This window comes from Natronococcus jeotgali DSM 18795 (assembly GCF_000337695.1).
Taxonomy (GTDB): Archaea; Halobacteriota; Halobacteria; order Halobacteriales; family Natrialbaceae; genus Natronococcus; species Natronococcus jeotgali.
This window is the reverse complement of the sequence record NZ_AOIA01000057.1, coordinates 46,437-67,421: the sequence shown is the minus strand read 5'-3', so window position 1 is coordinate 67,421 and position 20,985 is coordinate 46,437. Positions and strand designations below refer to the sequence as shown.

General features: G+C 52.5%; 18 protein-coding genes and 3 pseudogenes. 9 read left to right on the top strand and 12 right to left on the bottom strand.

Annotated elements, in window-relative coordinates; translation table 11 throughout:
- A pseudogene (locus C492_RS22400) lies at positions 1-838 on the top strand (IS5 family transposase); the annotation flags it as partial.
- 68 nt (positions 839-906) lie between these two features.
- On the opposite strand, the gene C492_RS07840 reads toward C492_RS22400, so the two are convergent.
- The 8 genes from C492_RS07840 to C492_RS07805 form a co-directional block, all read right to left on the bottom strand.
- Positions 907-1,800, bottom strand: coding sequence for a cation diffusion facilitator family transporter (locus C492_RS07840; RefSeq protein ID WP_008422115.1), 894 nt, complete (start codon positions 1,798-1,800; stop codon positions 907-909).
- A gap of 201 nt (positions 1,801-2,001) precedes the next feature.
- On the bottom strand, positions 2,002-2,223 hold the full coding sequence (locus tag C492_RS07835; protein ID WP_008422113.1) for a recombinase family protein: 222 nt from the start codon (positions 2,221-2,223) through the stop codon (positions 2,002-2,004).
- Positions 2,224-2,226: 3 nt separating this feature from the next.
- Positions 2,227-2,430: a hypothetical protein gene (locus tag C492_RS07830; protein WP_008422111.1), complete on the bottom strand. Its 204-nt coding sequence runs from the start codon at positions 2,428-2,430 to the stop codon at positions 2,227-2,229.
- A 364-nt stretch (positions 2,431-2,794) separates the two neighbouring features.
- Complete coding sequence (locus tag C492_RS07825) at positions 2,795-3,493, bottom strand: hypothetical protein (RefSeq protein ID WP_008422108.1); 699 nt, start codon at positions 3,491-3,493, stop codon at positions 2,795-2,797.
- 4 nt (positions 3,494-3,497) lie between these two features.
- The gene (locus C492_RS07820) at positions 3,498-4,649 is read right to left on the bottom strand and encodes a hypothetical protein (RefSeq protein ID WP_008422106.1); all 1,152 of its coding nucleotides are present in this window, start codon (positions 4,647-4,649) and stop codon (positions 3,498-3,500) included.
- A 6-nt stretch (positions 4,650-4,655) separates the two neighbouring features.
- Entirely contained in the window at positions 4,656-5,762 is a 1,107-nt protein-coding gene (locus C492_RS24955; RefSeq protein WP_008422105.1) for a hypothetical protein, read from the bottom strand.
- A 358-nt stretch (positions 5,763-6,120) separates the two neighbouring features.
- The gene (locus tag C492_RS07810; RefSeq protein ID WP_049892839.1) at positions 6,121-6,501 is read right to left on the bottom strand and encodes a hypothetical protein; all 381 of its coding nucleotides are present in this window, start codon (positions 6,499-6,501) and stop codon (positions 6,121-6,123) included.
- A gap of 65 nt (positions 6,502-6,566) precedes the next feature.
- Positions 6,567-7,508: a hypothetical protein gene (locus C492_RS07805; protein WP_008422101.1), complete on the bottom strand. Its 942-nt coding sequence runs from the start codon at positions 7,506-7,508 to the stop codon at positions 6,567-6,569.
- A gap of 197 nt (positions 7,509-7,705) precedes the next feature.
- Between C492_RS07805 and C492_RS25815 the strand changes: the two genes are divergently transcribed.
- The gene (locus C492_RS25815; RefSeq protein ID WP_394295469.1) at positions 7,706-7,909 is read left to right on the top strand and encodes a DUF6884 domain-containing protein; all 204 of its coding nucleotides are present in this window, start codon (positions 7,706-7,708) and stop codon (positions 7,907-7,909) included.
- Complete coding sequence (locus C492_RS25690) at positions 7,906-8,136, top strand: hypothetical protein (RefSeq protein WP_338042163.1); 231 nt, start codon at positions 7,906-7,908, stop codon at positions 8,134-8,136. The genes C492_RS25815 and C492_RS25690 overlap by 4 nt, the downstream gene beginning before the upstream one ends.
- A 330-nt stretch (positions 8,137-8,466) precedes the next feature.
- Here C492_RS25690 and C492_RS22390 read toward each other — a convergent pair.
- A pseudogene (locus C492_RS22390) lies at positions 8,467-8,669 on the bottom strand (IS5/IS1182 family transposase); the annotation flags it as partial.
- 180 nt (positions 8,670-8,849) lie between these two features.
- Here C492_RS22390 and C492_RS23530 point away from each other — a divergent pair.
- The 3 genes from C492_RS23530 to C492_RS07795 all read left to right on the top strand — a co-directional run bounded on the left by C492_RS23530 (position 8,850) and on the right by C492_RS07795 (position 10,854).
- Positions 8,850-9,572 carry an SHOCT domain-containing protein gene (locus C492_RS23530; protein ID WP_152424832.1) on the top strand — a complete coding sequence of 241 codons (723 nt, stop codon included), beginning with the start codon at positions 8,850-8,852 and terminating at the stop codon, positions 9,570-9,572.
- Positions 9,573-9,980: 408 nt separating this feature from the next.
- Positions 9,981-10,682, top strand: a complete 702-nt coding sequence (locus tag C492_RS23525; protein ID WP_152424831.1) for a hypothetical protein — start codon at positions 9,981-9,983, stop codon at positions 10,680-10,682.
- The gene (locus C492_RS07795) at positions 10,675-10,854 is read left to right on the top strand and encodes a hypothetical protein (protein WP_049892838.1); all 180 of its coding nucleotides are present in this window, start codon (positions 10,675-10,677) and stop codon (positions 10,852-10,854) included. The genes C492_RS23525 and C492_RS07795 overlap by 8 nt, the downstream gene beginning before the upstream one ends.
- A gap of 638 nt (positions 10,855-11,492) precedes the next feature.
- On the opposite strand, the gene C492_RS07790 is transcribed toward C492_RS07795, so the two are convergent.
- Together C492_RS07790 and tnpC are read right to left on the bottom strand one after the other, a co-directional pair.
- Positions 11,493-11,825 (bottom strand): hypothetical protein, encoded by a 333-nt coding sequence (locus C492_RS07790; protein ID WP_152424830.1) that lies wholly within the window; start codon positions 11,823-11,825, stop codon positions 11,493-11,495.
- A 180-nt stretch (positions 11,826-12,005) separates the two neighbouring features.
- Positions 12,006-13,530 (bottom strand): annotated as a pseudogene (tnpC, locus tag C492_RS07785) (IS66 family transposase).
- Positions 13,531-14,020: 490 nt separating this feature from the next.
- On the opposite strand from tnpC, the gene C492_RS07780 reads away from it, so the two are divergent.
- The 3 genes from C492_RS07780 (at position 14,021) to C492_RS07770 (ending at position 15,369) form a co-directional block, all read left to right on the top strand.
- A complete protein-coding gene (locus C492_RS07780) occupies positions 14,021-14,284 on the top strand; it encodes a hypothetical protein (RefSeq protein WP_008422090.1) in 264 nt (87 codons plus the stop codon).
- A 201-nt stretch (positions 14,285-14,485) separates the two neighbouring features.
- The gene (locus C492_RS07775) at positions 14,486-15,049 is read left to right on the top strand and encodes a hypothetical protein (protein WP_008422088.1); all 564 of its coding nucleotides are present in this window, start codon (positions 14,486-14,488) and stop codon (positions 15,047-15,049) included.
- A complete protein-coding gene (locus C492_RS07770) occupies positions 15,046-15,369 on the top strand; it encodes a hypothetical protein (RefSeq protein WP_008422087.1) in 324 nt (107 codons plus the stop codon). The genes C492_RS07775 and C492_RS07770 overlap by 4 nt, the downstream gene beginning before the upstream one ends.
- 567 nt (positions 15,370-15,936) lie before the next feature.
- Here C492_RS07770 and pglZ read toward each other — a convergent pair.
- Positions 15,937-18,150, bottom strand: a complete 2,214-nt coding sequence (gene pglZ / locus C492_RS07765; RefSeq protein ID WP_008422085.1) for a BREX-5 system phosphatase PglZ — start codon at positions 18,148-18,150, stop codon at positions 15,937-15,939.
- Positions 18,151-20,985 lie beyond the last annotated feature (2,835 nt).

Genomic DNA, 20,985 nt, shown 5'->3' with positions numbered 1-20,985 from the left:
GAGAGAGGCGAATCCGCCGCCCCAAGCGGTGGCGGCGGATTCGCCGACTATGCCCTCGTTTCGCTGCATTGTCTCCGGATTTATCTCGATACCTCTTATCGAATGACGATCGATTTGCTGAAGGAAATGCCGCAAATAACAGGAGAGATCGGCCTCGAAGCGGCCGATCTCCCCATTCCCTCCACGCTGTGTAAGGCGTTTGATCGGATCAAAATGAGCGTCTGTCGTGTGCTGCTGCGCCAGTCGGCGCAGCTGCACACCCTCTCTGAACATGCTGCAATCGACGCAACGTTCTATGAACGAGATCGTGCGAGCCGTCATTATTGCCAGCGAACGAATTATCACGTTCAGACGCTCAAGGTGACAAAACTCGTCGATACAGCAACACAAGCTGTACTCGATCTTCACTGCTCAACGACGTTAGAAGGCAGCGATGCGGATCTTTGTCAGCAGATCGCCCGCCGGAACGCGGGCGATCTGCGGTCTCTCGCTGCCGATAAGGGCTATGACAAGCAACAACTCCGTGAACGGCTCCGTGGACTCGATATTCGCCCTCTGATCAAACATCGGATCTTCGCTCCGTACGATCACGCACATAACGCCCGTATTGACGAAGATCTGTACGCTCAGAGGTCAATGACCGAAACCGTCAACTCTGCCGTCAAGCGCTCGCTCGGCTACGCCGTGCGAGCGCGTACCTGGNATGACCGAAACCGTCAACTCTGCCGTCAAGCGCTCGCTCGGCTACGCCGTGCGAGCGCGTACCTGGTATCGAGAGTTCCGTGAAATCGCTCTGATGTGTGTCGTCTACAACATCAAACGTGCCATCAAACAGTAAAATCCACCGCCCTACAGCGATTCAACACAGCCCTCGATTCCTGTTTGTTTGTACCTTCTGCCGACAGATCAGGTGAGAGTATGTTCGTGTTGCTGAGCCACAATTTCGACTGTCGCATGGGTGATGTCGAACTCCGACTTCAATAGGTCGTGGATTTGGGTTACGAGAGCGTCTCGCTCGTTAAGCGTGGCTGTAGAATCCGTCACGTAGACGGAGGCGACGGCGATTTGACTGGAGAGTGCCCAGATATGGAGGTCCTCGACGGTCTCGACACCATCGAGGGCTTCGATAAAAGGTTGCACCTCTTCCGGTTCAATGGGACTTTGTTGGAAGAAGATTGCACCACTCTCACGTAACAGAATGACTGCTGACCAGATGATCAAGCCCGCGATGATGACTGCTGTGGCCGGATCCACGAGATACACGTCGGTGAACCTGATGACGAGCATCGAGACGATAACTGCGATCGATGCACCGGCATCACCAAGGAGATGGTAAAATGCTCCTCGTTCGTTTAGACTCATTTTTCTGCCTTGCAAGATGTAGACAGACGCAACATTGATGAGAAGGCCGCCAGTGGCTAATATGAGCGTCATTGTCGTATCGATCTCCACGGGAGAGAGATACCGCTGGTACGATTCGTAGACAAGATACAGGACCATCGGGATGAGGAGAACGCCGTTGAGAAACGCCGAAAAGGGTTCAATGCGGTGTAAGCCGTAGGACCATCGTCCACCTGGATTTGACCGGCGTGCAATCACAGTTGCACCAAGAGCGATGATGTACGCGAGCGAATCGAACAACATATGAAAGGCGTCGCCGAGGAGTGCGACCGATCCGAAGACGAGGCCTCCGGTGAGTTCGATAACGAACCCAACAAAGTTGATCGCGGCAACCAACCCGAGTTTGCGAACGCTCTGGTCTCCAAATCTGGATTCAGTGCTGTGCTCATGTGTCGCCATTTCTGTTACTCGATACCGCGTCCAGACTGAAAGAGGATTGCCTGTATAACTCAGATTCCGGACATTGTCGTACAATCAGATGCCGTATTGAATGGATACTGAGTCACGGTTAGAGAGGCTCATAAATCGATTCTATGTTGACGATACATCTGTTCGAATAACACTGTCAGCAATATTCACAGGGCAGCAGTCCCCCTGAACTCAACAGGTCTCGTTGAAGCCACTGGTTCGGGTCCCTTCATTCAGGATACCGACGAGCTCGAGGTCTCGGTCAGCACAGTAGCCCCGAATGTCCTGCTTCTGCGCCGCGATCGAGCGGTCAGACTCTTGTGAGAGACGCACGTAGCCGATCGTAGGCGCGTCGACCTCGCCAGATCCAGGGAGATCGCCAGGGTCGGCGGCGCCCTCACTGTTTCCGATCATGGGCTACTCCTCGCTGTTGTCGTGAACGATGATCTCCAGTTTGTTACTCGCGCCGCCGACCTTCCACTCGAGGGTAGTCTCTCGATCCATGTCGAAGAACTCGGCGAGGTCTTTCGGGATCGTAGTTCGGTACTGTTTCCGATGGTAGTCGTCGCCGTCGGGGTTAGTCGTCGTTGACTCGGTGACCGAGACGGTAGTTTCTGGCATCCCTGGTTTAACCCTACATAAGTATATACAGTGGAGGTTACGAGAGGGGGAAATCAGGTGTCCCGGAAACCCCCCTTTCCGGGACAATCGCCTACTTAGATCAGAGTGTGTCATACAATAGCCTCCAACCGTCACCATTCACAGCGTTGTCGCAGTTTGGATAACTAAAATACACACCCACGACCATTTTGAGAAGGCGCTGGAGGAAGCTCATGAATTCATCGAGGAAGTGCTTCTTGAGAGACTCCCTGTACCTGAGTGATTCTGATGGATGTTGTGCCCGGTTCTCTCGAACTCCGGGTAAATATAAGGGAATCTTCCCGGCTTGGGGTACCCAAGGATGGAGGAAATACTGGTCAAAACACTAACCCCTGTCTAAGTCCAGTCCATCTTCTTCCTCGTCATCCGCTGACTCGTATCCCTTCGTCCAGATGTAGTAGGCGATGTACCCTACGATGGCTGAAACAACGACGAAAGAGACGGCCTTGATTTCGAGTATCCTCGGATGGGACGGCGCAATGACGAACAATAATCCCAGAGTGATCTCGGTTAGGCCGATGACGAGAAGAGCGAAAGATTTCCTCAGCCGGTTTGACTTGTCCTCCAGGATACCCCAGTTGCTATTGACCGTCTTAGCATAGTTGGTGACAATGATCGAATCGTACTCATCAGGCTCTAACTCGCTCTTTATAAGAGACTCAGCAGTATCCGTCGAAGGGCCGAACCCGATCTTAATCCCCAGCAGGACAATAATCGCATAGATTAGAGAAGCGAACAAGCCCACTATCCCGATCAGGATAGGAGCAGTATCCGTCAGAACGATATTCGGCGCAGAATCAGAGGGCCTCAGCAGAATCGAGAGGCCTGTGAGGTAGATACCAATGAGCGCGATATTCGCTCTGATAGCTTTCCAGGCCTTATCCTCAAAGTTGGAGACCGACTGAAACTGGTCCGCAACCATCGACTGATACCGGTTCGCCAAATCACGCTTAGAACTGACAGCTTGCTCTCCAGAGTCTTCTCCGTTCTTTTCTTTCTCCTTCACCTCTTCCCGCCCCGACATGGATTCAATACTCGCCTTTTTCCGGCTCAGTCAGATCGCTCGTGATAGTAGTCTGCTTAGAGTCATCACGGACGTCAGAGCGCACCGAGGTATCTGTATTAAGGGCATTTTCGCAGTACCACTCTGCAAAGATGTGAGCTAAATCAGCGAGGTCAGAGCGCCGCGTGACGACGTCCTTGTGATCTCGACGCTTGTCTTGGAGATTGCGGAACTTGATTCTGTACTCGTCTGAAGAAACGTGTTCAGCGGCCTCAACGCCCGCAAGGTATTCTAATGTGGAGCGGATCCATTCCTTTCGGATGCCATTGTCAGGGATGTATTTCCGATTGAGCATGGCATAGAGTTCATCGACTGTGATGGGGAACTCGATAATCCGCCGTGGATTCTTGCCTTGCCAGATAACCTGCTCAGTGTCATCGAGACAGTTGAAAAAGACGTTGTGCCAGAGGTAGCAGGCGAAGTAGAGTTCGGAGAGTTCCTTGTTGCAGAGAACGCCGGTGGACTTCTTATCGTCGAAGAACCCTGGCGGGGTATCGATGGTCTCGAAGCCACCGTTCTCTATGGAGAGCCGGATACTGATCTGCTTTCGTTCCGGGAGTACGTCGTCCCGGAAGTTCTGATCGACCTTTGAGAGCCTCCCGAACTCGTATTTTGGATTCGTGTTTTGATCGACGTAGTCGTAGCTCAGAAGCACCAGATTTGAGTCGAATTGGAACTCATCCTCCGAGAGAAAGTTTTGCACCCTGTGTTCAGCGGTTTGAGCGTTCTGATCGCTGATGAGAAGGGCTATATCATATTTCTCGGGTACCTCGGTTTCTGACCCGTTGACCTGGAATGGGTAGCCTTGGTCGTATCCTAAAATATTTTCTAAGAACTCCTTGAGATCCTCCTCGTCCCTGGGAAGGTGATGGTGGACATCGAAGAGGACGCCGTATTCGTCGTTGAAATATGCTGTGAAGGAGGGGGTGAGTTCTGACCCGTTGGATTCAATGCTTTGCTCTGGGAAGCGATCGAAGTTGAAGTCTCGGAACTCGGAACTGTATTGATCAACGAGGAACTCTTCCCAGGCAGAAACGACATCGACGAATCTATCGTATCTCTCAAATCTATCGAAGATTTGGTCAACGCACTGTACAAAGTTGTCTGTCTCCGTCACGGGTGGTTATGCTGCTGAGAAGTAGTCGTCGAAATCGCGTTCCTGCTCCTCCTCTGCCTTGACTTCTCCCTCGAGGAACCCTTTGTTGATCTGGTCGCAGATCCTGCTCAGTGATTTTTTCGAGGCATTGAATCCAGGAATAATTGAGATATCACTGTCTGAGGTCAGATAAACGTCCACGCTGGTTCCGTCGTCGAAGTCAAGTACAGATGCGTGCATGTAGGGATTATCGTGATACACGGTGACAGAGGTGCGCTTTATCCCCTTTAATGCTTTTATTAGCCGCTTGTTCTCCTCTACGCCGATTATCGAACCCTCTTCATACTGGATTTTGATAGGGTCAGTATCTCTTGACCCGTACTCCCTGTCTCGGTCTTGGAAGAGTTCGCCCTTGTCTGAAATGAAGGTGGCTAAGCTGTTTAGAAGGACGTTGAAATAGAGATCGCTGGAACCGCTGATGAAGCGGGTTGCTCCGTTCCGGGAAACAAAGAATTGGAAGGCTGTCCCTGTGTTCTGGACGGTGAGTTCGATTTTGTCGACGTAGAGGTCGCTGGTTGAAGCCTCATTGAAGACTTCGTAGTAGGGTTTCTCCTCATGATATTCGATCTGAGTGTCTTCTCCAGTCGATTTGAGAACCGCCTTCTTGACCACAAGGTTCCCGTTCACACGGTTGTCGAAGTTCTGGATAAGGCGGCGTAGATCTTCGCTGGAAAGGAAGGATCCCGTGATCTCTGAAGGCAAGATTTCGATGAAGCGTGTAAGTGCTTTGTCGAAGAAATCCTTGTCAGAGACGGTGAAGATTGTGTAGAGCTTTTCTTCGGAGTGGCTTACGATAAAGAAGTTATCTGCGAACTGTTTAGAGCCGCCTTCGTAAGATCCGCCTTCAATCTCCCTCACCAGGCGGCCAGTGGTGAAGATCTCTTGATCTTCGACTGAAACTGAGTACTCTTCCAGAGGAAAGTCTCGAAAGATCTCTCTCGGAGTCCGCTCAGAGATAACAGTTAAAGCTCGGACAGGCTCTCCACGATCTTCAATAAGCTCTTCAATGTATGCGCGGAAGGACGTTTCTGTCTTATGTTCTGCGAAGTCGTACAAGGTGCCTGTCCTTTCCATTGTTCAATATGTGTAGTGGCGTGAATATGTTTTCAGGTCGAAGTCTTCTTCCAGCCTGTTTATTATTCTTTTCCTTGAGTCTCAATCCTGGTTCTGGGATAGGGGCCTTTCCCTTACCCCATGCTACTCTCTACCACGTCTTATAAGCTGGCCAAGCAAGGCGACCGTGAAACTCATGGACAAAAAAGTGTATTCTGCACATTTAGGCCTTTGCGATTTTGATCTCCAGCTTTGAAAGTACGTCGCTTTTGCTGCTGGACTTGGAAACCGTGGATTCCTCCAGTTGTACCTACTAATCCAGTTCATTGCTGACTGGGAGCGCAGTTGTACCGCATTCGCGCTATCTATTCAGCACGACTTATTCTGGGTACGCTTTCTGGAGGCTCGCTTGGATTGCCGCAGCGGTGGTTTGTTGGTGGTCGAGTATCTGTAGAATCGTTTCGAAACCGGCGACGTTCTCCAAGAGAGCTTCGAAGACGAGTTCCGAGTCACCGGTCTCTGCGAATGCCGCTCCGCGAGAGGTGGTTTGGTACTGGTCTTCTTGGAGCTCAAGTAGATTGATCGAGCGCTGGAAGCCAACGTACTTCTCGATAGTTGATCCGCTCTCTGCTGCTGTATTTGATTTGAGCCAGTCTCGAAGCGCTGGTTCAGCGGGTTTGGTACTATCAACGAACTCAAGCATAGATTGTAGATTCTCAAGTCGCTTCTCAATACTCCCGAAGAAGCGATCAGTCGTCATCCGGCGGTCATTCACCATAATGGTAATACTATGTAGTAGGACAATTGAATGCTCTTCTCAAGCCGTCAATTTTCGAGAGTAGATGTTGTAGTGGGGTTGTCTCGGAGCGCAGATGCAGAGACGTACCGGTGGCCCTGGACGAACGCGACAGTTCGGTCTGACTCGGACGCCGTTTTGTCGTTCTGGACCGGCTGCTCGAGCGTAAATCCACGCTCGAGGTCGAGAAACAGGACCTTCTGCTCGCTTCCGTAGCGATCTGCGTTCTGGTCTCGGAGTGTCGCGATCCCGTCCTCGAGTCGACGTCGTTGGGCTGGTGAGACTTGTGTTGCGTCTTCGAGTGCATCTTCGGTCAGTTCGATGCTCTCGATTGTACTGGTGATCGCTGGGACAGTTGGTTTGATCTCACCGTCAGTGTAGAAGGCGAGATAGTTGGAAGGTTTGAACGAGCGATTTGGTTGGCAGAAGTACAGGCCGTGGGCGTTGTACTCGGGCCAAGCTTTGCGAGCAGCAACGACGAGGACGCGATCCTCGCGACCGCTTACAAGATCCTCTTCGTAGAGGAAGCGAACAAGTTCCCGGAGCAGAAACGCCTCTCGTTCGGTGGGAATCTCGAGCGATTGTTCAGCGCTGCCGTGATCCCGCGCTAAGATCGATTCAGCGGCATCGACGAGTTGGTCGAAGTTCGTCCAGACAAGGCGGTCATCCTTGATCCGATCGAGTTTTGCCGGGCGGTTGTGGTCTGGTGTGAGGACAACGAGTCGCTGGGTATCGCTTGCCTCCTGGCGGAGGCCGCTTAGATGAGATCGGATCTGCTCGAGGTCAACGCTGTTGGGAACCGTTTTGGTCTCGAACCACAGTGACGTCGAGCTTTGGATCGAAGCGTCTGGAACAGAGCCATCGCCGGTGATCTGGTTCTCGAATGTGACGAGGGTAAGGTCCGATTCGTCGAGTGTTGCCTCCAGGAGTTCTTCCCCAAGTTTGGTATTGACGTGTTCAAGGACAGCCATGAGTGTCGAAGTTACTCGGTTTTCGCCATGTGTGTATGTCGAGAAGAGTGGATTTGGCATGATATGATAGTCACTGTAAGCTAGACGGTGAAGATTTCGTTATTCGTCGTGTTGCTATTCTATTGGTGCAGAATAGAATTCAAATGAGGATCTCAGAGAGAAGTAGGCTCATTAGTGAAGCCTCAGAATAGCTGACTGTGACTGAGATCGGACTCGTGAGCTGTACAAAGACCAAGCTCGAGCAGCCTGCGCCACCTGCCGGGTTGTATGCCCCATCACCGTTGTTCAGCAAAGCTCGACAGTACTGTGAGCAGAATCATGACGACTGGTTCATCCTCTGGCCAAGCACTATCTGCTCGAGCCTAACGGGCCACCTATCGAGCCGTACGATGAAACGTTGACGGGTGCGCGGGTTGCGACAAAGCGAGAGTGGTCGGAAACAGTGTTCGAGCAATTGCAGTCGGCAGGGTTGCTCGAAGCGGGGAAAACGCTCGTATTCCATGCGGGGCGTGCGTACTACGAGGAATTGCTACCGTTGCTCGAGNGTACAATGAACAGCTCTGAGTGGGATCAGGAAATTTGTTCGGCTGAACCAGACCCGTTCTTTCGCGGTTACAATGTCAATTAGATCCTCGACGTTTTGTCCGGAGCTGGCGTGTCCAGCTCCTCTGCGTACAGATTGTGCGGGCATAGTGGGGGGTCCCTAATCACATTGGACTGTTCGGATGGGTTGTGCTTGTCCTCGAATTATTCGCTAAGGATGATACTCGACCCACTCGGTGACCTGGTTTTCGAGCGTTATACGTGGATAATCTCGTCATATCCTCGTCTGCGTTAATTTACTTCTATCCCCCCGCCGAAATTTTAAATTCGTAAATAACAGAATTTATAGGGTACTTGTTTTATATATTTGAATTACACTCGAGAGGCTATCATCGAGGGTGTCATAGAACTCCTCTCACACCGTGATGATCGTACTTCCTGGATTGTCCCCGCGTTCGTAATTGGTGATAGCGACGACAAGGCGAAGGCACAGTGTAAGAAACNCCTGCGCCCGTGTGTGGACGCGGCCTCGGGCGTGCGTTCGCCCGAGGCCGCAGTCCTCACTGATTCGTTGGTTCGTTCGACTCCAGTACGGTGGTTGTACGTCTCAGAGGCTGTCATAGAGTGGCCCACGTACCGATTGTGTTGAGCTCAGCGAGCGTCACATACAGGTGACTGATGTAACACTGCGGGATACAATATATAATGTTTCTTCTAATAACGGCGTGATGAAGGCGTAGAATGATAATCTATTGATGATAGAAAGGGGAAACGAAAGTTAGACAAATAATTGGAGATATGGTTGAAAGCATGGATAACCGAAAAGACTCAGATAACATATCTTTGTTAGATGAACTAAAGGATGAGTTCCAAGAAGGAAAGGTGGAAATGGAGCGTAAATTAGGATATCAAACAAACACGGAATCCCGGGGCACTAATAAAAAAGTTGTATCTCGAGTAGCTTCTAACGCTAAGAGCAATACGGTCACAGAAGAACGATTGATGGGAAAAGAACAATATTTTTTCAGCACTATATCTTATTTTGAAGAGAAAGAACAACCCCACTTCTTATTCCCTTTAACACAAGGTCTGTTTGCAGAACCAGCACTAATTGTGGAAACAGGACCAGATCAAAAGGAGTTACTCTCAAAATCAGATGGCGGTACAGTAGCCATCACTAATCGATACGTACGGATCCACAGTTCGAAGGGAGAGTGGACGATCCCGTACAACTCGATAGCTAGTGTTGATTTCGTGGGCCATCCAGCGCTGCATATTCAAACATCTGGGCGGACCTATTACATTAGGATTGCAGGAACGTTTTTTGATGAAGAGCAGAACCTGTCCAAAGCAGCGAAATATATACGTGAAATGCAGCGGAATTCACGTGAAGAGACCCAATCCACTTCTAATCCGGATCCAATTGATCAATTGGAAAAATTGAGTGGTTTAAAAGAAGAGGAGATTATTTCAGAAAAGGATTTTGAAAGGAAAAAGCAAGAACTACTGGATGAGATATGATAAGAATCTAATTATATTGATACTGTTGGGATGGAGTTTGCTAAAGACTTAATAAGCGAACAAGGTATTGGTGTGGTCAAAGGTTGACAACAGGTCTTCACAGTCTCATTCACCTCTATCTGTCATTTCGGTCACTTTGAAGAGGATGAGACGAGTTCTATGACACGTTCTGTGCCTTCGTCTTGTCGTCGTTATCACCAATTACGAACGCGGGGACAATCCAGGAAGTACGATCATCACGGTGTGAGAGGAGTTCTATGACACCCTCAGACGGTGCCCCCAGAGCTACTATGACAACATCCGCGTATGATCACTCTTCGAGAGTGCGAGGGGGTGGACAACGTGACCGGCGATGACACCACCAAAACATTCTAAAACCTTGACTGAGCGACTATTAATCTACACAAGATGGTAAGCAAGCGAGAAACTCTTCTGGGGATATTCTATTATCTCGCCGGTTTAGCTGTTACTCTTGCCAGCCCGGAATTGGAAGCTCCTCAGCGGTTCGTAGTATTCAGTCTGTTTGCATTGATTGTCTTTATTATTGAGTCAGGAAGGCGGGTTCTGAAGAGGAGAAAAGAAGATGCAATCTCACGGGAACCACAAGTTGAAGTATTGCTCGATGGATTGATAGAAAAATACCGAGAGCGATCAGATTGCCACCTTCGCGCAAACGTCATGGTGCCGTTCGAGAATCGTCCAATTCAATCACAGTTTCTTAAACGACGATCCTACACGACGCTTGAATTCAAAGATCATACTGGTGGATATTCTGAACATGAACTAGAATTATCATACGAGTCTGGCCAGGGTTCATGCGGCCTCGCTTGGAAACGGTGCCGACCAGTAATATATGGAGAAGGTCAGAGAGAAGCGGCAGAGAAAGCGATGACTGATACCCAATTAAAGAAGGCTGGTCACGTAGAATCAGTCCTGAGCGTCCCAATCTACGAAAACGAGAGACGACCAGAGAACCTTGTCTGTGTGGTGAATGTCGACAGTGAAGATTGCCTGTCCGAAACTTGTTTTACAGAGGACGGTATAATGTCGTATACAGAGCGTCACGCGGATGTCATAGCGGCTACAGTGGAGGAGGACTATCATGCCTGAACAAAAAGCCCGATCCGACGACAAGGGGTACGATACGCTTGAATATGCGAACGAGCAGGGTGGTCAGGTTGGTTCGCTGACGTCCGATGAGCTGTACGAGGTTCTGGATACGGTTCAGTCCAGAGAGATGGCTGAACAAATCCAGCGGAGCTACAGTAAACGACAAGAGTAGCTGCTTTTTGTAGATCGTTTGTAGCCGTTTCCTATAGTCTGGTATTTCCAGACACCGAGGACGACGCTAGCCAGCTGTAGTCCTTGGCGGACTCGCTCAAAATCCAAGCTGCTTCGGAGAAGGAACTAAAAGACATCAACGCGTACCTCCTTGCCGACCATAACCTGTCGATCAAGGAACCAGCTGACATCGACGGGGATACGTAGTTGTTCGACGTAGGAGCGAATCTCTACGATGTACTCGGTGAAGCGATCCTCTTGGAGTCCCCCAGCTGCATGCGCTTGTCTACTTTGTTCGGCAGGTTTTGGACATCGACGAAGATGCCCTCGAGTGGAGGCTGAACGTGGACACCAATCGCGGTCGACTGTTTTCGGTCAAGAGTCTTCTAGGGAAAGACAATGGGCATCAGACTGTGTCGTTGAGGCCAAGGACGATTGGTGCGATAAGTTGCTGGTACGATACTACTGTGAAATTAAGACTAACAGCGCGTCATTCGAGTAGTCACAGGTCAAAGCGGTGGAGTGCTAGAAAGAAATGAACGTACCCTGAGTATTCAGAACATCATCGCGAATCTCCCCAACCAGTACTCGCACCGGATTTGCGAGATTGAACCGCCGGCCTAAGCAAGGCGATTTCGATTACTCTTCCTGTCGTGCATTTGCGTCCGCACCGAAGCTCTGGCGGGGCTGGTATCCGTACTCTTGGAGCAGCCCGTGGAGTGCCTGTCCGACCTCGTGACGCACATCGGTCTCCCGGATCGCCGCCGCACGCTCGGTTTCATCGGTAGCGAGTCCAGCGCGTTCCTCCGCGTCGCTCTCCATTTGTACCTCGTTACCCTCTTCGATCTGTAACTGTGCGAACGCGTCTATCGCATCTGCGAAGTCCTCGTATCCGCGGAATTCCTCGACTGCATCTTCGGCCGCTTCTTCGGCCTCGGCTATGTGCTCCGCAACGTCGTAATCACGTGACATAGGAACGACGAGGAACAGCAAGCACATTAATTTGGTTGGTGTACCGTCGTCTGGTCACTTTATCAGCGTCGTTTGAATGCACGTACGTGTTTACCCCGAAGTCTCGACGGCCGGCACAGCGTGAGCCCGTGAGATCATCTCATTGGTGCTGACGACTCGGCAAAGCTCTTCNGTACGTGTTTACCCCGAAGTCTCGACGGCCGGCACAGCGTGAGCCCGTGAGATCATCTCATTGGTGCTGACGACTCGGCAAAGCTCTTCGTAGGGATTGCGTCCCTGCTGGCGCCACGTCGCCAGCAGGGACAAGATCGTCTCGTGAACGAACATACCTCGATCGTTACGGAGTGTTCCGATGATTTTCCGGAGAACGACTGGTTCACGAAGTGCGTTCTCAGCTGCATTGTTCGTCGGAGCGACCGCTGGCTCACCGACGAAGGNTTCCGATGATTTTCCGGAGAACGACTGGTTCACGAAGTGCGTTCTCAGCTGCATTGTTCGTCGGAGCGACCGCTGGCTCACCGACGAAGGTGAGCCAGTGGTCGATTCCGCCTTCGATCTTCCCGAGAAGTGTTGCCACTGATTCGTCGTCAACTGACCGCTCAACAAGCGATCTAAGCCCGTTCTGGCATGAACGGTGCATCTGTGCTCTCTCACGAGTACTCGGGTCGGTCTCCAGCCACGCCTGGAGACCGACGTACATCTGCTTGAGAGAGCGGTACACGGGCTCTGCGACATCGTAGTCAGCAGCGACATCTTCGGCTTCACGAAGAATGTGAGCCCAGCACCGCTGGAGGTTGCTGCTGAAGGCTGGATACGCCGCCCACCCGTCGCAGACGACCGTTCCCGCGAAGTCCTCGCCGAGGACTTCCGCGGGAACATCGTGCCCACGACTCTCTCTGACTGCGTAGAGCGTGTGCTTGTCCGTCCGGAACGTCCAAATCCACGCCTGTTCGCCGTCGCGTTTGACGCCGGTTTCGTCAACATGGACGACGTCAGCGTCTTGGATCTGCTGACGAATCTGTTCGTATTCATAGCGACCGGCGCGCGCAGCGCGCTCGGTCGCGTGCCACGCGGACGCGCCCGAGAGTTCCAGTCCATGGAGTTGTTCGAAGCGGTCGGCGATCTTTCGGTAAGGAAGGCGGTGATCGTATCGGGAGAGGGCTGCCTGTGCGATGACATTCACCCCGAACTGCCCCTCATCGGGGCAGTCGGGGTGTGAAGCGACTGCCTGCGTGCCACAGGAGTCGCAGTCATAGTGATGGCGGTTATACTGGGTAGTCTCTGGCGGCTGTGGGTCAGGGAGTTCTTCGACGAGTCGGGGGCTCACGCCCTCCGACTCGTCAAACTCGTCGCCACACTCTGGACAGCAGTCGCAGGTGACCTCGATTTCCCGGTCTGGATCAGGAGCAACTCGCCACTCAGGATCGTGTCCAGGTTTCCGGCCAGGAGTTCCACCGTCCGTCCGAGGCTCCTCGTCGTCGTCCTCGCCAGACGAGGACGACGACTTTCCACTGTTGGATTGGTCTTTACTCGGTGGTGTATGCGGTCCTTCGTACCACCGGAGCTTGGCTCTGAGGCGTTGATTCTCCTTGCGGAGTTCTTCGACTTCTTCCTTCAGATTAGCAAACTGTTTGAGAAGCTCTTCTTTGGAAGACTCCGACGTCATGAACAGGCGAGACGGGATGGTCTCCAGTTCGGAGACCATCCCTCAAAGATGCATTCGTTCGCCCGTTGCATCGATCTACTGCACCAGTTGTGCGACTCCTATGAGTGCCTGCCGAAATCACTCTGGGGCTAAACACGTACNCATTCGTTCGCCCGTTGCATCGATCTACTGCACCAGTTGTGCGACTCCTATGAGTGCCTGCCGAAATCACTCTGGGGCTAAACACGTACGAATGCACTATTGGTTACAGCTGTAGGGAAGACCTGATCACAACATCATTCCATCCACTATCAACGAATCGGTGTAGGGCAGTATGGCTCTCTCTAGGCAGGAAGGGCGGTCAGAGCTGGGATATTCACCTCATAGCTATCGGGGACACACTACTCCACAGTATTTCCACTAAGGAAATACTAAGTGATGTGTTGTACTGTGGAGTGAGAAGAATAACGACGAGGACTATAACCGGCGAAGGAATCTCCATCGTGCGCGAAGTCTCCGAGGAACGGCACTCAAAGTCATTGAGGTCGCGATGAGTGACGAAACAAATGACGACGCTCTCACCGTCATCGTGACCCTGAATGGCGAGGACATGGAGTTCGGTCGAGAGGTGTCCGAAACGGCCAGCGTTGAGGCGATGGACGTCGCCGTTCATGGCGGTTCACGCACGATTGCCGGGAAGGAAGACGAAAGCGCCGGTGCAAGACCAACTTCCCACCGTCCCCAACTACCGTCTACCTTCGTTGGAGACCTTCCCCAGGTCTCCGCGTTTTTGTACAACTTTCTAAATTGGTGATGTAATTCAAGAGTTGTGCTGACACCATAGCGCGAGTCAGCTATCTTTGAGTCATCATCGTCGAGCGAGTTAGTGAGAAGACAGAGATTATCCATATCTGTCCCTGCAGATCATCATCAGATACACAGTACAACACAAAACACATTATACACGGTATAGAAAGTACTAAGGTGTAGTGTGTTGTTGTGTGGGGGATAGAGGATGACGACGACACTCGAAATCACCGGTGAGGGACTCTCGGTAGAATGGCAGATATCTGAGAGTACATGCGTGAAAATTATGGAGACTGCCCTGGAGAATACAGTAAATGGCGATAGACCCGATGTGACGGTGAACCTTTGCGGAGAGGGGATGGAATTCACCCGCGACCTCACCGAATCAGCGGCCGTCAAGATACTGGACATCGCCGTTCACGATGGTTCTCAAACCACGACAGATTCGATGTCTAAGGAAGGACTGCCGGAGGACTTCTTCAAGAGACTCTCGAAGAAACAACGAATCATGATCGAGATTCTGCTCGAAACAGATGGGGAATGGATACGCGGAACTGACATCCGACAAAAGATGCGAGAGGAACACGGACTTGACGTAGGACATGGCGGTCGCGCAACCGCTGGCGTCATCGCCGGACTGACTCGGAAGTACACCGAGGAGTTACGGCGTGACGTCATCCCCGGTAGATGGGCAGACGAAACTCAACAACACGCGGAGTTCCGTATCGGCGAGAAGTATGAAGACGAGATTCGGGCGGGGTTCGAAGAATGACCCAGGATACCTTGCCAGCGGACTTCTACGAGCACTTGTCGCCGAAAAAGAATGCCATGTTCAAGGTACTACTCGATGGTAAAGGCGAATGGATTCGGGGTGTCGATATTCGACAGCGGATGAGGGATGATCACGGACTCTCAGTTCCCGACCCCCCCGGTGCAATAGCGATTCATCTAAGCCACTACACGCAGTGGTACTCCGAAGAATTCAGACGCGATCTAATCCCCGGTCGGTGGGAAGATAACAGTCGAGTTCACGCCGAGTTCCGGCTTGGAGAGAAGTATGAGGACGAACTTCGGGACTGGTTCGACAAATAAGCGAATCTACTGAACGGTTAGTTCACCAGCTTTAGTGAGAAACAAACGAACTCGTCGTGCTAAATTCATCCTCTATAGTCTGCTAAGATTACAGACGGCACATTCGATCCAGTCGCTACAACCTCTGAGGTGGGTGATTTTCCATAAACCAGCTGAAAATTGTCCTGCCTTATCCTTCAGCCTTAACTAAACACGACTAGCCAGCACCGTTCAAGACACTTAACGGGGAGCCGTATCTAGAAACACATCCTGTTGATGAACTCGGGAAGGGCGGCGAAGACCATCCGGACAAGGTAGTTACAATATGTCCGACATGTCACAAGCGTATCCCCTACGGAGAGGGCGACGACGAAGTGAACGAGATGCTTCAAGATTGGCTCAACAGCGGACTGGCAGATGTCGAGACTAAAGCTATCGGTGGGTCGCTCTTCGACTCCACAATCTCAGACAATGCCTGTCCACAGGATCCGCGGTAGTGTTGAACCGCCTTGACTTGGCACCCTCAATTCGGGCAGTAGAGCATACTGTAAACTATGGGTTATAGTCTGTTAAGCGGGCCCGTCCAGATTACTCAACGCGAAGGAACGACAAGATACACTCTTGTGGCAGCAATCCACCATGGTAGTATCTACGTGACCCGTACCCTTGCTTGCTAAAGTGCTGTCGAGGATCGGATAACAGCCGGAGATTGGTATCAAGGTAGTTTGCACCGGGGGTATTCGCCTCGACAAGTATCCCCTCACCCTTTCCTTGAACGGAATCGCCGGCAACGTGTCGATACTTCCCCTCTACTTCGCCGTCATCGGAGTCAAGTGCTTCCATCGTTGGTTTCTGGGGGAAGAGGACAAAGCCGTGATCGGTGACGACGTACACTCGGTCCCAGTTATGTTTCTCCAGCTTCCGCTCGATGAGATCATGGAGATCGTTGATATAACCGCGGAAATGGGCTTCAATTTCACTGATCTCTACCTCTCCTACGTCGTCGAGCTCCTTGTCGTAGTAGGCGATTTGACTATGTCCCCATCCAGAGGTTAGGTCGTCTGGAACATCCCATCCTCGTTCTTCCAGAGCTTGTACCCGATGTGGCTTGATACCCAATGACTGGCCACCTCGGTCCACGCTGAGCGTTTCGCCCTCCATGCCGATGCGGAACCGGAACGCATCCCCCGGTGTGAGCGCAGCCATCCCGAACTTGNCACCTCGGTCCACGCTGAGCGTTTCGCCCTCCATGCCGATGCGGAACCGGAACGCATCCCCCGGTGTGAGCGCAGCCATCCCGAACTTGGTCTTGGAGGGAAGCACCGAAAGCCGTGTCTCACGCCGAACCTCGTGGTCAGGTTCTAATCGATCGGCAAGCTGCTGCGCGAGATCAAACCTGAGTGCGTCTATGAGAAGGATAGCGACGTTATCGGCTTCGTTGAACTCATCCTGCCGTTCGCTCCACCACCGATAGGCCGGGTCCAGATCCGCCAAAGGCTGTTCGACCTGCATTGTGTTCCGGACCTGGTCGCCTAGCGTCTCGAGGTAGTCACGGTAGCGTTCGTGAGTGAGTTCTTGGCGTTGGTTCGCAAGCCAGTCCACTGCGGGGTGCGACCGGGGGAGATTGGTCTCTGGGTTGCTAGTGAGCTCAAGTTGCAAGACTTGATCGTCGATGCGCCAGCTTCCCTCTTCGATATCCGCGTATCCCTCGAATGGACCGATATCGGCTAGGCCTTGCTCCCACTCAGTAAGGTACTGCTGGAGTTGGGAGAGGTGAGCGGCTTGTTCCCAGAGTGAAAACCAGGCACACTCCTCAGAGTACAGTTGCACCGTTTCCTGTCGGCGCTCTGCCTCCTCGATGCAGCGCTGGAGATCACCTTCTTCAAACCATTCGACCCACGCCTCCCACAGCGCTGCATCCAGTGCGCTATCCACCGGACACTCTGGGTACTCCCAGGGGGACTCGAGGGGGTCGATGACATCAGACCAGTACGACTCACCTAGATAGATCCCCGCTACTTCAGGGGATCCGCGGGTGCGTAGCAAGCCCCGGAGAGGATTGAACGTACCTGGACCGTCCTCAGAGAGATTCATCTCCGAGGGGAATCGATCGGCATCAACCCCGGTCGCCNCCAGCCAGCGTGCAACCGCCCACCGCCGAACAGTATTTGTGATGTCCTCTGGTTCGTCATCCTCATCGACCGGGATGCCGTTCTTTTGGAGTTGTCCGATGACCTTCGAGATCGTCTTCCCATCACGATCAATGTCTGGCCATCCGCGACGAAGTAGGTGATCGAGCAGTTGCCCTTCTCCCTTCGTGATGATTTCCTCACGGAGATCGTCCAATCGAGGGACTCCCAACCCAGAGAACCGATCCAGAATGATCTCTGCTGCCTGTTCCCGTTGAGCAGGTTCGTGCCGTTCCGCGTCGAATATCTCCCATGGATCAACATCGTAGAGGTCGGCAGTCAGTGCCTCGATACTGCTAATCACCTCTCCCCCAGTCTCTTTGATATCGCGGAACCAGTCTCGATCGTCCTTGCCTTCGCCAATGTACCAAACCTGCGGCGTTTTCCCTTGATGTTCCTCCTCGACCGCTCCTTGTCGGAGGTTGAGCGGGAAACGATCAGCAGCCCGGAACTCTACACCCGCCTCCTCCGCAGCCTCAGCGATTACTTCCTTGAGGTAGCCGCCATCATCCCACCAGATGACCCGCACGGGTCCAGAATATCTTTCGGGGAACGCGCTATCGATTCGTTCGGCAGCAAGTTCGGTCAATGTAGTCGTTGGTTGTTGTTTCATCGGTCATCCTCCGTATCGATGACGACAATAGTCCCTTCTTCGTGGGATGTAACGGATTGCCAGAGCTGATCGAGTTGATCCTCGCTATCGATCTCGTCAGGGTCATCGCTGTCGAGTAACGACCTACCCTGAGTCAGTAACCGCTCTGCACGGTCCTTGTCGGGGATGGCTGTCCCCTTCAGCGCTCGTCCCAGTTGTTGGGTTGCAAATGAGTTTGGGTAGGAACTCTCAAGATCGGAATGAACCGTGCGAATCTGTTTGTAGAGAGATTTTCCCTCGACCTCTGTCTCAAGTAATATCTGAGCATCATATAGGGTCTCAGCCTCTTGGTGGACATCAGCGTCAGCCAGCTCGGCTTCGGGGAGTGGATCTTCGTGCTCCTCGGCCTTTTCCATAAGGGTGCGGAGCGCGCCGAACGTAACCTTCTCGAACTGGTCAGCAACGTTGTCGATAGCTGCCTCAGTATTGGGGTTGGAAAGCACCTCCGTTATCTCGGATCGAAGGGAATTGAGGTCGTCCGTGGTCGCTTCAGTCTCATCAAGCAGTCGGTAAAGACGTTGAAGTCGGTCGNCCTCCGTTATCTCGGATCGAAGGGAATTGAGGTCGTCCGTGGTCGCTTCAGTCTCATCAAGCAGTCGGTAAAGACGTTGAAGTCGGTCGACGCGAAGGTTTGCGGCGGCCTCTATCTGCGACTCGATTAGATCAGCATCGGGGACCTTGTTCCCGGTCGCGTACGTGCGCATCTGCTTGACCTCCGTTGCGGTCGGGTACAGCTCATTCACCGTATCGAAGGTCTCTTTGTACTGTTCCCAGAGCGCGTCACCGTCCTCTCCAGTGAACAATGGTTCGACTTTCGCGTAGAGTTCAGCCTGGTCGACTATCGTAGGGTTGCTCAATAGGTTCGCATCGAGTTCCCTACCAGCCAAGGCGGGCTCGAGCGCTGTCTCTAGATTATCGAGGGTGACTCCCGTTCCGAAAACCATGTTCGTCCGGGTGACCACTTTGCGAAGCTTCGATCCATTTTCCGAGGCCCATGAGGCGATCTCAGGACAGAGTACGGCCGCATCATCGGTCTCCGACTCTTCGCCAAGGAGTTCCGCATACACATCTTCTAGTCCCTCCGCAGGTGGTTGAGGATCGAATCCGATGACCGAATCAGCAAGGTAGCCTCTCCTCGTGATGTGGCTCGCGATCGTTGATTCATCTGAAAGTCGCTCACCATCTGAACGAATCTCGATTCTTCCATCTGCGACCAGTACAAACAACAGGGCGTGGAGAGCATTCTCCGGGGAGCCGAGGAATTCCCCTCGTCGCCCTCCGATTGTCTCAAGAATACGTTCGCCGCTAACTCGGTCCTCATCCTCGAAGATTTGGAGGAACTCCGTTACCCACCCGTTATCGATGGTCCGCGGGACTGTGTTGACACCCAATTCCTCGGCATCAGCATCAGTGAGTGGCCACGGTCCGTCTCCCTCGAAGAATTCGACGAGGTCCTCAAGGTCCCCTTGCTGAATCTGGGTCTCGATGCTCTTCCGGTTCGAGAATTTATTGTCAACTTGGCCAGCAACGGCGTCATCGAACGACTCGAGGTAGGTCCCATAACTCTCTGTCCGGTTCGGAAGATACACGTGCGCATTCTCGAGTCGATCTGCTATCTCGTCTTGGATCGCTTCAACCTCGGTTTGGCGCTCAAGTCTGAGTTCGGGCCGAGGATCGGCCATCGATCGCATCACTTCTCTCATCCCAATGAATTGCTTGATCTGTCGGCGGATTCCCTCCGGGAGATCGACCACTACCAAGACATCTTCCACACCTTGCGGTCCCCCGTGTATTTTTTGCCACTCCTCTCGGTCGCTGGCGATAGCGTCCCCTCCTCCTGCGAGGAGGCGCACTACAATCGCGTCATACCGTTCAGTCGGCGAACTCGAGAGGGAGGTGTCGATAGTATATCGGACGGTATAGGGAACATCGCTGTACTCTTCGAAGTCCCGAGTGTCCGTTATATCATCGTTGGTCAGTCGGTCACTACCGGCCTCCTGGATATACTGACGGACATTTGTACGAAATTGTGGATGTGGTCCCTCAGCTGCCTCCTCCTGGACCTGTTGCCAGAAGTGGATGTCTTCCTCAGAGAGAATCGTGTATTCTGTGGGTGATGTCTCGACATCTTCACGGATCAGGTTCCGCTTGGCCAAGGCCTTAAGTTGACTTTCGACGGTCGTAGCTAGGGGTTTGAGCTCGATATCTACCTCATCGGCGAGCAAACGAGCGAGTGTTGCTGCCGTCCGCGGTACTTCATCGACCTGGCTGAGGAGGAAGAGGGCCTTCGTCGTTCGAACGGCTAGTTCATCATCAAGCGTTTCAACGCGCTCAGCGGTGTCTGCAACACGTTGGACGAGGTCGTGGGCCCATTCCGGAATGAGTGCAGTATCTGCTTGCAAGACATCGTAGAGGACGTCCCAAGACACGATCTTCCCAGGCTGGCGATCTGCCCACCCATGAGTGTCGAATAGTGACCGGACCCGAATGAGCAGGGCACGCCCTTGGATGTATTCGCGCTCGGACTCCCGATCCCCCTCGATAAGTCCCTGCATTGCGGCTCGGAGGAACCAAAGATCTCTATCGCGGAACGGATACGTTTCGATAGGGTCGCCATGATCAATGATATCGGCGTCGTCCTTGAGTGGTGGTTCGAGGGAAGGGGCTCCCTCAAGGAGGGTCGACTCGATGTAATCACTACCGGCTGTCGATTTCTGGAGCCACCGTTTTCTGACGATCGTCTCCGTGTCGGCTCCCTCCAACTCAACTTCGTTCGCATACCACTCATCTTCGTCT

Coding starts and splice junctions, on each gene's coding strand:
- C492_RS07805 (WP_008422101.1), bottom strand. CDS start 7,508: ATGGCTGTCCTTGAACACGTCAATACCAAACTTGGGGAAGAACTCCTG.
- C492_RS23530 (WP_152424832.1), top strand. CDS start 8,850: ATGGTTGAAAGCATGGATAACCGAAAAGACTCAGATAACATATCTTTG.
- C492_RS23525 (WP_152424831.1), top strand. CDS start 9,981: ATGGTAAGCAAGCGAGAAACTCTTCTGGGGATATTCTATTATCTCGCC.
- C492_RS24955 (WP_008422105.1), bottom strand. CDS start 5,762: ATGGAAAGGACAGGCACCTTGTACGACTTCGCAGAACATAAGACAGAA.
- C492_RS07840 (WP_008422115.1), bottom strand. CDS start 1,800: ATGGCGACACATGAGCACAGCACTGAATCCAGATTTGGAGACCAGAGC.
- C492_RS07790 (WP_152424830.1), bottom strand. CDS start 11,825: ATGTCACGTGATTACGACGTTGCGGAGCACATAGCCGAGGCCGAAGAA.
- C492_RS07775 (WP_008422088.1), top strand. CDS start 14,486: ATGACGACGACACTCGAAATCACCGGTGAGGGACTCTCGGTAGAATGG.
- C492_RS07795 (WP_049892838.1), top strand. CDS start 10,675: ATGCCTGAACAAAAAGCCCGATCCGACGACAAGGGGTACGATACGCTT.
- C492_RS07780 (WP_008422090.1), top strand. CDS start 14,021: ATGAGTGACGAAACAAATGACGACGCTCTCACCGTCATCGTGACCCTG.
- C492_RS07830 (WP_008422111.1), bottom strand. CDS start 2,430: ATGCCAGAAACTACCGTCTCGGTCACCGAGTCAACGACGACTAACCCC.
- C492_RS07835 (WP_008422113.1), bottom strand. CDS start 2,223: ATGATCGGAAACAGTGAGGGCGCCGCCGACCCTGGCGATCTCCCTGGA.
- C492_RS07810 (WP_049892839.1), bottom strand. CDS start 6,501: ATGACGACTGATCGCTTCTTCGGGAGTATTGAGAAGCGACTTGAGAAT.
- C492_RS07825 (WP_008422108.1), bottom strand. CDS start 3,493: ATGTCGGGGCGGGAAGAGGTGAAGGAGAAAGAAAAGAACGGAGAAGAC.
- C492_RS07770 (WP_008422087.1), top strand. CDS start 15,046: ATGACCCAGGATACCTTGCCAGCGGACTTCTACGAGCACTTGTCGCCG.